Origin of the sequence: Bradyrhizobium sp. CSA207 (assembly GCF_029051685.1) — a bacterium.
Lineage (GTDB): Bacteria > Pseudomonadota > Alphaproteobacteria > Rhizobiales > Xanthobacteraceae > Bradyrhizobium.
In genome coordinates this window covers 1-13,025 of the sequence record NZ_JAACFT010000016.1, presented here as the reverse complement: position 1 = coordinate 13,025, position 13,025 = coordinate 1, and the positions used below count along the sequence as shown (strand labels likewise).

The following is a 13,025-nucleotide window of genomic DNA, read 5'->3' as shown; positions in this document are numbered from 1 at the left end:
GCTTATAGTCTTGCGCTGCCGGCATAGCCTAGCGCGATTTTAGGCTCTTGCCATGCAAAAATCGCATACATCCGCCCATCCGGTCAAATGGTGACTTGGGTCCCGACTTCAACCACCCGTCCGGTGGGAATCTGGAAATAGTCGGTGGCATCGTTGGCGGACCGGCTCAGCGCGATGAACAGGTGGTCCTGCCACAGCGGCATGCCGGACTGCGCCGAGGCCTTCAGCGAGCGGCGCGACACGAAGAACGAGGTCGACATGATGTCGAACTGCCAGCCCTGCTTGCGCGCGATTGCGAGCGCCTTGGGAACGTTCGGCTGCTCCATGTAGCCAAAGCGCAGGCGGACCTTGAAGAACTTGTCGCTGATCTTCTCCATATGGAACCGCTCCGACAGGTCGACCCGCGGCGTATGCGCAGTCTCGATGGTCAGGACCACGTTGTGCTCGTGCAGCACCTTGTTGTGCTTGAGGTTGTGCAACAGCGCGGTGGGTACGAAGGCGGGATCGCTGGTCAGGAACACCGCCGTGCCCTTGACGACGTGCGGTGGCCGCTTCTCCAGGCTCCGGAGCAGATCGTCGAGCGGGACCTCGATCCGGCGGGTTTTCTGGGTCAGGATTCCCGAGCCCCTACGCCAGGTCCAGATCGTCGCCGCCATCGTCGCGCCAAACAACAGCGGCACCCAGGCGCCTTCGAGCAGCTTCAACAGATTGGCGCTGAAGAAGGTCATGTCGACCACGACGAACGGCAAGATCACGACCGCGGCCGTCGCAGCGCGCCAGTTCCACAATTTCCAGATCACGATGAAGCCCATGATGCCGTCGGCAACCATGGTGGTGGAGACCGCGATGCCGTACGCCGAGGCAAGGTTGCTCGGGGTGCGGAACAACAGCACCAGCAACATCACGCCGATCAGGAGCAGCCGGTTCACGCGCGGCAGATAGATTTGGCCTGCATGGGTTTCGGAGGTGTAGCGCACCTCAAAGCGCGGCAAGAGGCCGAGCTGCACCGCCTGATAGACCAGCGAATAAGCGCCGGTGATCACCGCCTGGCTGGCGATCACGGTGGCCGCGGTCGCAAGCCCGACCAGCGGCAGCACCAGATACTCGGGCACCATGCGATAGAAGGAGTGTTCGATCGCGCTGGGATCGGACAGCACCAGCGCGCCCTGTCCGAAATAGTTGATCAGCAGCGAGGGCAGCACGAGGAACATCCAGGCCGACTGGATCGGCTTGCGGCCGAAATGGCCGAGATCGGCATAGAGCGCCTCGCCGCCGGTCACGGCCAGGAATACGGCGCCCAGTGTCACCAGGCCGATCGTGCCGTGCGACAGCAGGAAGTGCACCGCGTAATAGGGATTGATGGCCACAAGCACCGAGGGATCGTCGGCGATGTGGACCATGCCCATCACCGCCAGACAGGTAAACCAGACCACCATGACCGGCCCGAAGGCGGACGCCACCAGCGCCGTGCCCTTGCTCTGGACCGCGAACAGCAGCACCAGGATGAGAACGGTGAGCGGCACCACGTAATGCTCGAAGGCAGGCGTGGCGAGCTTGAGACCTTCGACCGCCGACAGCACCGAGATCGCCGGCGTGATCATGGAATCGCCGATGAACATGGAGGCGCCAACCACGCCAAGCGCCATCAGGAACCAGCTCCGCCGCCCCAGCGCGCGCTGTCCGAGCGCCATGAGGGAGAGCGTCCCGCCTTCCCCGTTGTTGTCGGCGCGCAGCAGCAACAGGACGTATTTGGCGGTGACGACGACAAAGAGCGCCCAGAGGATCAGCGAGAGCACGCCGAGCACGATGACCCGCGACACCGGCTCGCCGTGGGCCGCGCCCCTGACCGCCTCGTGAAACGCGTAGAGCGGCGAGGTCCCGATGTCACCGAAGACGACGCCGATGCTCCCAAGCGTGAGGGACCAAAAACCCGAGGTGACCGGCCCTTCCTGGGTCTCGGTCGATGTGATGCTCGCCGTCATGAGGGTGGAGAACGCTTCGTCCACTGGAATTGATCCGGCGCCTTTTGACGCTTCCGGCGCGCCTGTCAATTGGCCCACCATAGCAGGCACCGCAGCGGATGCTGTGACGGCGCGGCCACGTTCATCGCCATAGCGACGATATGCTTCAGGTAAAATGGTAGCGCAAGTGCACTGGGGAGCCGCTTCCGTCGCGTCGAATCGGAACGGCTCTCGATCCCTGTCTTGACGCTTTTTCTTGGCGCGAACTCGTCCACTTCGCTGGAAAACGCCCTAGGGCTTCAAATTCGGCGGCAGCGGTGGATCCTCGCGCATCAGCGTGATGGTCACCCGCCGGTTGGCCGCGAGCGAAGGATCGTCCGGAAACAGCGGCTGCGTATCCGACTTGCCGGTGACAGCGAAGATGTGCGACGGCGGCAGGCCCTCGCGCTCGAGGATCTGGCGCACGGCATTGGCACGATCGGCCGACAGGTCGAAGGCGCCGTAATCGCCGCGGGCTGGTACGAAGCCGGCAGCAGTGTGGCCGGCGATGGAGACACGCAGCGGCGTCGCCTTGAGCGGAATCGCGAGCTTCTCGATCAGGCGACGGGTGCGGTCGTAGGGCACCTTTGAGCCGTCGGCAAACATCGAGCGGCCGTCCTGATCGACGATCTCGAGGTTGAGGCCCTGCTTGGTCTCCTCGAACATGATGTGCTTGGACATCTCGGTCAGTTCAGGCATGTCCTGCAAGGCCTGGCGCAGCGAGGCGGCGGCGAGCGCGAAGTTGCGGTCGACCTTGATCTTCGCACCCGAGGTGCGGTCACGATCCTCCTGATCCGGCGTCGGTGTATTGGAGGCGTCTTCGGGCTGGATGTGATCGACGTTTTTCAGCCGCGGCCGGGTCGGCAGGCCGTCGGACTCGACGATGCCGGCGTAGCGCGCCTCGGTCTGCACGCCGAAGGCATCGCGCATCGAGCCTGCGACGACCTTCAGCTTGTTGGCATCCTGGGTGGAGAACGCGACGAGCATCACGAAGAAGCTCATCATCAGGCCCATCAGATCGGCGAACGTCACGAACCAGCCGTGACCGCCTCCGTGTGAATCGCCACGCTTCTTCTTGGCCATTGGTCAGCCCCCGGCGTCCGGCGCTACGCCGGAACCGGCTCGCCTTCGGCGTGGCGGTGCTTCTCGGGCAAATAGGCCAGCAGCATTTCGCGCACCAGCGTCGGGCTCTTGGAGTCGCGGATCATGAGGATGCCGTCGATGATCAGCGTACGGTTGGTCTCTTCGTCCAGGAGCTTGCCGTGCAGCTTGTCGGCGATCGGTATGCAGAAGAGGTTCGCGACCAGCGCGCCGTACAGCGTCGCGAGCAGCGCGGTGGCCATGAACGGACCGAGCTTGGAGGGGTCGGTCATGTTGGCGAACATCTGCACCATGCCGATCAGCGTGCCGACCATGCCGAAGGCCGGGGCGCAGTCGCCGATGGCGCGGTAGATCTTGCTACCCTCGTCCAGATGCATGAGGAAGTTGTCGCGGTCGCGCTCGAGATTGTCGCGGATGAAATCGAGGTCGTAGCCGTCGGCGACGAAGCGGATGCCCTTGGCCAGGAACGGCTCGTCGGTTTCGACCTTCTCCAGGCCCACCGGGCCCTGCTTGCGGGCGATCTCGGCGATGCGGGCGAGCTCGTCGACGAGGTCGTGCGCCGACAGACGGCTCATCGTGAAGGCAAATTTGGCGCCGAGCGGCAGGCCATGAATCAGCGTCGAGAGAGGAAAGCGGATCATGGTCGCTGCGGTCGACCCGCCGAAGATGATGATCATGGCATGTTCGGAGATGAACATGTGAAGATCGCCGCCCAGCAGCATCATCGTCGCAATGACGATAATGCCCACCACGAGGCCGACGCTCGTCATGATATCCATGGGAGACTCCAACGCGAACGCAACAACGGCCGTCCTGGCCGATGGCGCAGTCCAACCCCGAACCGCATCGAAAACCCTAGTGGGCCGCGATTAAAGACGCGTAAAGGTTAAGTCGGAACAGCGTGGGGCGAACGCAACGCGCGCGCCGCAGCGGCACAGTTGCCCGCCGCCGACAGCAATCTCAACGCTTTGCTAACCATGATGGAGCCGCGCTAGCATGATCCGGAAAAGTGCGAAGCGGTTTTCCGAAAAGATCATGCTCCAACAACAACCTAAAGCGCGATGATGATTCATCCCCCCTCTCATCGCGCTTTAGGCCGACAGGCCCGTCAGATCCAGGCTGAGCGCGCGCAGGCGCCTGCGTGCATCGGCATCATAGGCCTGCGGGTTGGCGCGCGCCTCGTTCATGCCGTTGAAGAACAGGCCGCTCTTGCCCGCGACGTCGTCGCCTTGGACCAGGTGCAGGATCGCCGCGCCGCCCTGCTCCACCGTCGAGATCGGCGCGATGCCGCCGGCACGGACCATCGTGGTGTTCATGTAAGTCGCCGGGTGCAGCGCGTTCACGGTGATGCCGGCGGCCCTGAGCTCTTCGGCAAGATCGATCGTGAACATGATCTGCGCGAGCTTGCTTTGCGCATAGGCGCGCGAGCCGCTGTAGCCCTTCGTAATCATGACATCATCGAAATCGATGGGGTGCTGGCCGAGCGAGGCGACGTTGACGATGCGCGACGGCGCAGCGGCCTGCAGCAGCGGCAGCAACAGATGGGCGAGCAGGAAGCCCGGGAGATAGTTCACGGCAAAGCGCAGCTCGTGACCGTCGCCGCTGACCTGCCGCTGCGGACCGTCGTTTTGCGAACCGATGCCCGCATTGCTGACGAAGACATCGAGACGCCGGTGATCGCGGATCACGGCCGCGGCGAGCGCGCGCGTGCCCGACATCGACGACAGGTCAGCTTGATAGAAGGAAGGCGCGGCGTGGCCAGCCTCCACGATTTCGTCGATCAGCGTCTTAGCGCGCGCGGCGTCGCGGCCATGGATCAGAACCCTTGCACCGTCTTCGGCCAGCCGGCGAGCGACGTAGCGGCCGACGCCGTCGGTCGAGCCGGTTATCAGGACGGTCTTGTCTTGCATCTTCATTGCGCGCCTCCCGCTGCGGCCCTGCGCCACATCCGCGACGAGGGATCAGGTAGTATTGTATAACCCTGCGGCATGCTCATGGCGGAGCCATCGCAATGATCACACTGTTCAGCCTGCTCACAGCGCTTCCCGCGGTTCTGGCCCTGCACCTGCTTGGGCCGGAGCTCGTCCTGCCGGCGTTCAGCATCCTGCTCTTTGCCGAGGCTGCCCTCGCCGTGATCGCAGCGCGCTTGCTTCAGGTCCCCGACAATGCGGAACGCATCACGCTGTGGGATCTTGCCGGCGGCTTCGCCTTGATCGGATGCGCGGCCGCAGTGTTCGGCGAGCCGGATCAGGCCGCCCTGTCCTTGACGGAACAGGGCGGCCCACGACCGGCGTCGCGGCCGTAGATCTTTCGCGCCGTCAGTGGATCTCCGACGAGCGCTTCAGCGCGGCCTTCAGCTTCTCCAGCGAGAAGTCGGGGCTGCGGGCGATCTCCAGGATCGGCGTCTCGCGGCGGCCACAGAGCTCGGCCGCCTCGGGAAGTTTTGCCGCAACGTCGAGCGGGATCACGATGGCGCCGTGCTGGTCGGCGTGGATGAGATCGTCGGACCTGACGGTCATACCGGCGACGCGGACCTCGCCGCCGAAGCTCTCGGCATGCACCCATGCATGCGACGGGCCGATCGAGCCGGCGAGCGCCTGGAAACCGGGAGCCCATTGCGGGATGTCGCGGATCGAGCCGTCGGTGATGACGCCGAGGCAACCGAGCGCCTTGTGCACGTTGCTCTGCACCTCGCCCCAGAACGCGCCGTAGCCGACGTCGGGGCCGTCGATGTCCTGGATCACCGAGATGCGCGGTCCGTGGCCGGTGCCGACATATTCGTAATAGTCGATGCGGCGCCTGGACTGCTCCTCCGGTGCCAGCGAGGATTTCAGCACCGAGCGGATCGCAACAGTGCGGGCATAGCCGACGATCGGCGGCAGGTCGGGGAACGGGCAGACCAGCTGCTTGGTCGTGTAGCCGATCAGCCGCCGCTCGGGCGCCACGATCTCCATGGCGTTGCAGATCGTCGGCGTGTCATAGCGGCCCAGCGCTTCGAGGACGGAAGCGGGCAGCGGCCCGGTCGCGGTATCAGTCACGGCGTTCTCTCCCAGATTGGCGGCGGCTGTTTGTTGCGATGCCGCCGGCACTGGGCGGATATAGCCGAGATCGGGCGTTTACCCAACTCAGCACGCCCTCATGGCAGATATCTCGAGTGTCGCTGCTCAGTGCAGCCGATCGGGCCGGTCGTCGTGCAGCGGCTCCGGCGGGCTTGCCGTCAGGGCCGAAGATGATGGCGGCGCCGCGACATCGGCTCCGGACGGCGCGACAGCTTGCGTGGCGCGCGCCTGGTCACGATAGGATTTGTAGCCGAGCGGCAAGCCCAGCAGATACAGCACCGTGCCGATCGAGAGCACGTGCCAGGGATAGGCGATCAGGATCGCGATGAAGACGATCACCGCAACAAACGCCGGCAGCACCAGCTCGGGCGGCACGCGCATGCGCTTGGTCTTGCCGGAGAACACCGGCAGGCGCGATACCATCAGGAAGGCGATCAGCAGCGTATAGCCGGCCGTCAGCGCCGCCGGCCAACGGCCGAGATCGAGGAACGCGACATAGATCGGCAGCAGCACCGTGATCGCGCCGGCGGGCGCCGGCACGCCGGTGAAGAAATTGGCGGCGAAGGCCGGCTTGTTGGGATCGTCCATGGTGGCGTTGAAGCGCGCGAGCCGCAGGCCGCCGGAGATCGCGAACACCATGGCAGCGATCCAGCCGGCATTGCCCAGCTCGTGCAACTGCCAGAAATACAGCATCAAGCCGGGCGCAACGCCGAAATTGACGAAGTCGGCGAGGCTGTCGAGCTCGGCCCCGAACTTCGACTGGCCCTTGATCAGGCGCGCGACGCGGCCGTCGATGCCGTCGAGCGCGGCGGCGAACACGATGGCGTAGACCGCGAGCGACATCCGCCCCTCGATCGACAGCCGGATCGAGGTCAGGCCGGCGCAGATCGCCAGCAGGGTGATGACGTTGGGCACCAGCATGCGCACCGGAATCGGGCGGAACCGCCGGCGGCGCACGTCAGGATCTTTGAAGTCATAGGGCGTCATTGGCTCGTCCTCACCTCAGGCGAGATATAGCAAGCCGCGTTCCCCTCCGCCATTGCGGCGGAAGGCCCCGATGCCCCGACTTAATGGTTAATTGGCGCGGTAAGTGCGGCTCGGGTCGTCACCGGCAAGATCGGCCAGGATGGTCTCGCCGGCGATCGCGGTTTGCCCTTCCGAGACCAGCGCCTTGGTGCCGATCGGCAGATAGACGTCAAGCCGCGAGCCGAATCGGATCAGACCGAACCGCTCGCCGACGCCGATCGCCTGCCCTTCCTTGACGAAGCAGACGATACGCTTGGCGACCAGGCCCGCGATCTGGATCACGCCGATCCGCGCCGTGGGCGTCGAGATCACCAGCGAATTGCGCTCATTGTCCTCGCTCGCCTTGTCGAGCTCGGCATTGATAAAGAGACCAGGCCGGTAGGCGATGCGATCCACCCTGCCCGCTACCGGACTGCGATTCACGTGGCAATTGAACACACTCATGAAGACCGAGATACGCGGCAGCGGCCGATCGCCGAGCCCAAGCTCGGCCGGCGGCAGCGCCATGGTGATCATCGATACCCGCCCGTCGGCCGGCGACACCACGAGCCCCTCGCGCACCGGTGTCACCCTGACGGGGTCGCGGAAGAACAGCGCGCACCACACCGTCAGCGCGGTGCCGATCCACCCGAGCGGCGACCACAGCCAGAACAGGAGAAGGCTTGCCAGCGCAAAGCCACCGATGAAGGGATAGCCCTCCTTGTGGATCGGCGGGATCTGACGCTGGATCGAATCGAGAATGGACATCGCAATCTGCCGCTCAGGGGTTGATGGCGCGGGTCGTCTCGCGCGGTGGAGTTGTTTAGGCCAGAGTTGGGACCGGAGACAAGCTCACTCCGCGGCCGCAGGCGTCGTCAGGACGTCGTCGACCGGCGGCGGCGCCCGGTTCGGCGCCTCGCCGCTGTCGGCCATCCTGGCCAGTTTCTCGCGCGCGGCCTCCGCCTCGCGCTGCCTGTTCCACATGCTGGCATAGAGGCCGCCCTGCGCCAGCAAATCGGCGTGGGTGCCGCGCTCGGCGATCCGGCCCTGGTCCAGCACGATGATCTCGTCGGCGCCGACGATGGTCGAGAGCCGGTGCGCGATCACGAGCGAGGTGCGGTTTTTCGCCACGCGGTCGAGCGCGCCCTGGATCTCGTGCTCGGTATGGGTGTCGAGCGCCGAGGTGGCCTCGTCCAGCACCAGGATCGGCGGCGCCTTCAGCACGGTGCGCGCGATGGCGACGCGCTGCTTCTCACCACCGGACAGTTTCAAGCCGCGCTCGCCGACCTGAGTCTCGTAGCCCTTCGGCGCCATGCGGATGAAATGGTCGATCTGCGCCAGCCGCGCAGCCTGCTCAACCTCGGCATCGCTGGCGTCCCAGCGGCCATAGCGGATGTTGTAGCGGATGGTGTCATTGAACAGCACGGTGTCCTGCGGCACCATGCCGATGGAGGCGCGCAAGCTGGCCTGCGTGACCTCGCGGATGTCCTGGCCGTCGATCGAAATGCTTCCGCCGGAGATGTCGTAAAGGCGGAACAGGAGCCGCGAGATGGTCGACTTGCCGGCGCCGGAGGGGCCGACGATCGCAACGGTCTTGCCGGCCGGCACCTCGAAGCTGATGCCCTTGAGGATCGGCCGCGCCGGCTCATAGGCAAAGCGCACGTCCTCGAAACGCAGATGGCCTGTGGCGACCACCAGCGGCTGCGCATCGGGCGCGTCCTTGATCTCGGCCTCGCGGCCGAGAACATTGAACATCTTTTCGATGTCGATAATCGCCTGCTTGATCTCGCGATAGACCATGCCCATGAAATTCAGGGGCTGGTACAGCTGGATCATCATTGCGTTGACCAGCACGAAATCGCCGACCGTATTGGTGCCGTTGCGCACGCCCATCGCGCACATCAGCATGGTCGCGGTCAGCCCCAGCGTGAAGATCACGGCCTGCCCGGTGTTGAGCACGGCCAGCGAAGTATAGGCGTTGACGCTCGATTCTTCGTAGCGCGCAACCGATCGGTCGTAGCGCTGTGCCTCGCGGGCCTCGGCGCTGAAATATTTGACGGTCTCGTAGTTGAGCAGCGAGTCGATCGCCTTGGTGTTCGCCTCGGTATCGGAATCGTTCATCTTGCGGCGGATGCCGATCCGCCACTCGGTCGCGATGTAGGTGTAATACATGTAGACGGCGACCGTGATCAGGGTCGCGAGCACGTAGCGCCAGTCGAACTGCCACAGCAGCACCGCGAGCAGCAGCGAGACCTCGACGATGGTCGGGATCAGCTGCAGGATCACCATGCGCACGATGACCTCGATGCCCTCGCGGCCGCGCTCGAGCACGCGCGTCAGGCCGCCGGTCTTACGCTCGAGGTGAAAGCGCAGCGAGAGCTCGTGCATGTGAATGAAGGTGATGGTGGCGAGCTTGCGCACCGCGTGCATGGCGACGCGCGCGAAGATGCCGTCGCGCCATTGCGTCAGGACCGCCATCACGATGCGCATCGCGCCGTAGCTCGCCGTCAAAAGCAGCGGCGATGCGATCACCCAGAGCTGCCAATTGTCCGCCTGCACCGGCGCAGTGTTGGCGCCCGTCAGCGCGTCCGTCGCCCATTTGAAGCTGAACGGCACCGTCAGCGTGATCAGCTTGGCGGCGAGCAACAGCACCATCGACCAGACCACGCGCATCTTCAGGTCGAAACGGTCGCCGGGCCAGATATAGGGCCACAGATGCGCCAGCGTGCCCATCAAGGTGGCCCGCTCCAGCGGTCCGCCGGCAGGATCAGGAACGTCGGCGCCGCCGAGCGATTGAGGTTGGTCCATCAAAAAGCCTGAAGGCCCGCCGGATGCGGGCAGCGTTGCGATTTTAAGATTTTCGCCCGTCATATAGAGACTTCCGGATGCCAGCGCACCCCGCCAGATGGCGAATCTTCGATTGTTTGTCGCCATTTACCGGTAGATTTCCGGTAGGTCCGAATCACCGATTGGGCTTGACGCCTCTTCGCTGCAATGCATCATGGCACCAATGAGCACGATCAAAACCGTCTGTGTCTATTGCGGCTCCGGCCCCGGAACCAATCCCAACTTCACCGAAGGCGCCAAGGCGTTCGGCAAGTCGCTCGCCGAGAGCAACATCCGCCTCGTCTATGGCGGCGGTTCGCTCGGCCTGATGGGCGCGGTCGCGACCTCCGTGCTCGATCACGGCGGCACCGTCACCGGCATCATCCCCGACTTCCTGCGGCTGCGCGAGAACGCGCTGACCCGGGTGCAGGAGATGATCGTCACCCCCGACATGCACGAGCGCAAGCGACTGATGTTCGAACGCTCCGATGCCTTCGTGGCGCTGCCGGGCGGCGTCGGCACGCTGGAGGAGTTGGTCGAGCAGTTGACCTGGAAGCAGCTGGGGCGTCACGCCAAGCCGGTGCTGCTCGCCAATATCGACAATTTCTGGGAGCCGCTGTTCTCGCTACTGTCGCATATGCGCCAGACCGAGTTCATCCGCGCCGGCCTTTCGGTCGACATCCTCAAGGCCGACCGGATCGAGGAGATCTTGCCGAAGCTGAAGACGGCTGCGGCCCAGATCGGCGAAGCCGAGAAGGAAATGGCGCCGGAAGTGGCGCGTAGGCTGTAACGCTCTACTCTGCCGGAAACGTCACCGCCTCGATGCGGTTGCCGTCGGGATCGACGACGAAGGCGGCGTAGTAGCGCACGCGGTCGTGCGGGCGGATGCCCGGCGCGCCATCCGATACGCCGCCGGCCGCAAGCGCTGCGGCATGAAATGCATCGACCTCGCCCGTCGTCTTGGCGCGCAGGCAGATATGCACGCCGCTCTCCGGCGCTACCGCCGCCATGCCATCGCGCAGATTGATCCAGAATTCGGGATAGGCCTTGCCGAACCCGACCGTCCGCGGCCGCGTCACGAGGCGCGTGAGCCCAAGGGTGGCGAGCGTGACTTCGTAGAAGTTTGCGGAGCGACCGAGATCGCTCACGCCAACCGAGATGTGGTCGATCATTTGCTTCCCCCTTCCAGGCGCAGCAACAGTGCCAGCTCCTCACCCTGAGGAGCGCGCCCTTCGCGCGCGTCTCGATGGGCGAGGCCAACAGCCGGGCCTTCATCCTTCGAGACGCTTGCTTCGCAAGCTCCTCAGGATGAGGGATCAGCGGTCCGAATGACGGCGTTTGTGGCGCCGCCGTCGTCCTACGCCGGTGCGCCCGATTTCACGAGCTTGTAGATCACCGAATCCATCAGCGCCTGGAACGAGGCGTCGATGATGTTCGGGGACACGCCGACCGTGGTCCAGCTGTCGCCGTTCTCGTCCTCGCTCTCGATCAGCACACGCGTGACCGCGCCGGTGCCGCCGTTGAGGATACGCACGCGGTAGTCGATCAGCGTCAGCCCCTCGATGTATTTCTGGTACTTGCCGAGGTCCTTGCGCAAGGCGACGTCGAGCGCGTTGACCGGGCCGTTGCCTTCGGCGGCCGAGATCAAATGTTCGCCGGCGACGTCGACCTTGACCACGGCCAGCGCGACGGTGACGCGCTCGCCGAGCGCGTTGTAGCGCTGCTCGACATTGACGTCGAACTGCTCGACCTCGAAATAGTGCGGCACCTTGCCGAGCGTGCGGCGCGCCAGAAGCTCGAACGAAGCATTGGCGGATTCGTAGGCGTAGCCTTGCGCCTCGCGCTCCTTCAACTCCTCGACCAGCCGCGTCAGCTTCGGATCGCTCTTCTCGTAGGCGATGCCGGCGCGGTCGAGTTCGGCAATGACATTGGAGCGGCCGGCCTGGTCCGACACCAGCACCCTGCGACGATTGCCGACCAGCTCCGGCAACACATGCTCGTAGGTCTGCGGATCCTTCATCACGGCGGAGGCGTGGATTCCGGTCTTGGTGACGAAGGCGCTCTCGCCGACATAGGCCGCGTGCCGGTTCGGCACGCGGTTGAGCATGTCGTCCAGCGTGCGCGAGACCTTGACCAGGGTCGCCAGCTTCTCCGCTGTGATGCTGATCTCGAAGGCGTCGGCAAATTCCGTTTTCAGCTTCAGGGTCGGGATCAGCGAGCAGAGATTGGCATTGCCGCAACGCTCGCCAAGGCCGTTCAGCGTGCCCTGGATCTGCCGCGCGCCGGCCCGCACCGCGGCGAGCGAATTCGCCACTGCCTGCTCGGTATCATTATGGGCGTGGATGCCGAGATGATCGCCGGGAATATGTTTCGTCACCTCGGTGACGATGGTCTCGACCTCGTTCGGCATGGTGCCGCCATTGGTGTCGCACAGCACCACCCAGCGCGCGCCGGATTCATAAGCGGCTTTGGCGCAGGCGAGCGCGAAGCTGGCGTCCTCCTTGTAGCCGTCGAAAAAATGCTCGCAATCGAGCATGACCTCGCGGCCGGCAGCCTTCGCGGCTGCGACGCTGTCGCGGATCGAGGCGAGGTTTTCCTCCTTGGTGGTCTCCAGCGCGACGCGCACCTGATAGGCGGAGGATTTTGCGACGAAACAGATCGCATCGGCCTTCGCTTCCAAAAGCCCGGCAACGCCCGGATCGTTGGAGACCGAGCGCCCTGCCCGCCGCGTCATGCCGAACGCGGCAAAGCGCGCATGCGCAAGCTTCGGCCTGGTGCCGAAAAACTCGGTGTCGAGCGGATTGGCGCCGGGATAGCCGCCCTCGACATAATCGATGCCGAGCTCGTCCAGCATCGCGGCGATGACCTGCTTGTCGGCGAGCGTGAAATCGACCCCATTGGTCTGCGCCCCATCGCGCAGCGTGGTGTCGAACAGATAGAGACGCTCTTTTGATTGCGTGCTCATGAGCGCTGCCAATTGTTGCTACCTCCCCCCTTGTGGGGGAGGTCGACGATGCGCAGCATCGTCGGGAGG

The 13,025-nt window shown here is 64.6% G+C and carries 11 protein-coding genes and 1 pseudogene; 2 read left to right on the top strand and 10 right to left on the bottom strand.

Translation table 11 applies throughout. The annotated features are described in order from the left end of the window. Positions 1-83: 83 nt before the first annotated feature. From GWG65_RS19105 to GWG65_RS19090, 4 genes are all read right to left on the bottom strand, one after another. Positions 84-1,982, bottom strand: a complete 1,899-nt coding sequence (locus GWG65_RS19105) for a potassium transporter Kup (RefSeq protein WP_275197237.1) — start codon at positions 1,980-1,982, stop codon at positions 84-86. Positions 1,983-2,252: 270 nt separating this feature from the next. Then, a complete protein-coding gene (locus GWG65_RS19100; RefSeq protein ID WP_148743199.1) occupies positions 2,253-3,083 on the bottom strand; it encodes a flagellar motor protein MotB in 831 nt (276 codons plus the stop codon). A gap of 23 nt (positions 3,084-3,106) precedes the next feature. Next, positions 3,107-3,880 carry a MotA/TolQ/ExbB proton channel family protein gene (locus GWG65_RS19095; protein WP_148743198.1) on the bottom strand — a complete coding sequence of 258 codons (774 nt, stop codon included), beginning with the start codon at positions 3,878-3,880 and terminating at the stop codon, positions 3,107-3,109. Between the two features lie 312 nt (positions 3,881-4,192). Beyond that, the gene (locus GWG65_RS19090; protein ID WP_275197085.1) at positions 4,193-5,017 is read right to left on the bottom strand and encodes an SDR family NAD(P)-dependent oxidoreductase; all 825 of its coding nucleotides are present in this window, start codon (positions 5,015-5,017) and stop codon (positions 4,193-4,195) included. A gap of 95 nt (positions 5,018-5,112) precedes the next feature. Between GWG65_RS19090 and GWG65_RS19085 the strand changes: the two genes are divergently transcribed. Then, complete coding sequence (locus GWG65_RS19085; RefSeq protein ID WP_275197084.1) at positions 5,113-5,406, top strand: hypothetical protein; 294 nt, start codon at positions 5,113-5,115, stop codon at positions 5,404-5,406. A 13-nt stretch (positions 5,407-5,419) separates the two neighbouring features. On the opposite strand, the gene GWG65_RS19080 is transcribed toward GWG65_RS19085, so the two are convergent. From GWG65_RS19080 to GWG65_RS19065, 4 genes and pseudogenes are all read right to left on the bottom strand, one after another. Beyond that, positions 5,420-6,139 carry an RraA family protein gene (locus GWG65_RS19080; RefSeq protein ID WP_275197083.1) on the bottom strand — a complete coding sequence of 240 codons (720 nt, stop codon included), beginning with the start codon at positions 6,137-6,139 and terminating at the stop codon, positions 5,420-5,422. 126 nt (positions 6,140-6,265) lie between these two features. After that, on the bottom strand, positions 6,266-7,147 hold the full coding sequence (locus GWG65_RS19075; RefSeq protein WP_275197082.1) for a phosphatidylcholine/phosphatidylserine synthase: 882 nt from the start codon (positions 7,145-7,147) through the stop codon (positions 6,266-6,268). An 87-nt stretch (positions 7,148-7,234) separates the two neighbouring features. Then, a pseudogene (locus GWG65_RS19070) lies at positions 7,235-7,960 on the bottom strand (phosphatidylserine decarboxylase); the annotation flags it as partial. A 57-nt stretch (positions 7,961-8,017) separates the two neighbouring features. Further along, positions 8,018-9,973, bottom strand: coding sequence for an ABC transporter ATP-binding protein/permease (locus GWG65_RS19065; protein WP_275197081.1), 1,956 nt, complete (start codon positions 9,971-9,973; stop codon positions 8,018-8,020). A 202-nt stretch (positions 9,974-10,175) separates the two neighbouring features. Between GWG65_RS19065 and GWG65_RS19060 the strand changes: the two genes are divergently transcribed. Next, a complete protein-coding gene (locus tag GWG65_RS19060) occupies positions 10,176-10,781 on the top strand; it encodes a TIGR00730 family Rossman fold protein (RefSeq protein ID WP_275197080.1) in 606 nt (201 codons plus the stop codon). A 4-nt stretch (positions 10,782-10,785) separates the two neighbouring features. On the opposite strand, the gene GWG65_RS19055 is transcribed toward GWG65_RS19060, so the two are convergent. Together GWG65_RS19055 and cimA are read right to left on the bottom strand one after the other, a co-directional pair. Then, complete coding sequence (locus GWG65_RS19055; RefSeq protein WP_275197079.1) at positions 10,786-11,163, bottom strand: VOC family protein; 378 nt, start codon at positions 11,161-11,163, stop codon at positions 10,786-10,788. 185 nt (positions 11,164-11,348) lie between these two features. Beyond that, entirely contained in the window at positions 11,349-12,956 is a 1,608-nt protein-coding gene (gene cimA / locus GWG65_RS19050; RefSeq protein WP_275197078.1) for a citramalate synthase, read from the bottom strand. Between the last annotated feature and the right edge of the window lie 69 nt (positions 12,957-13,025).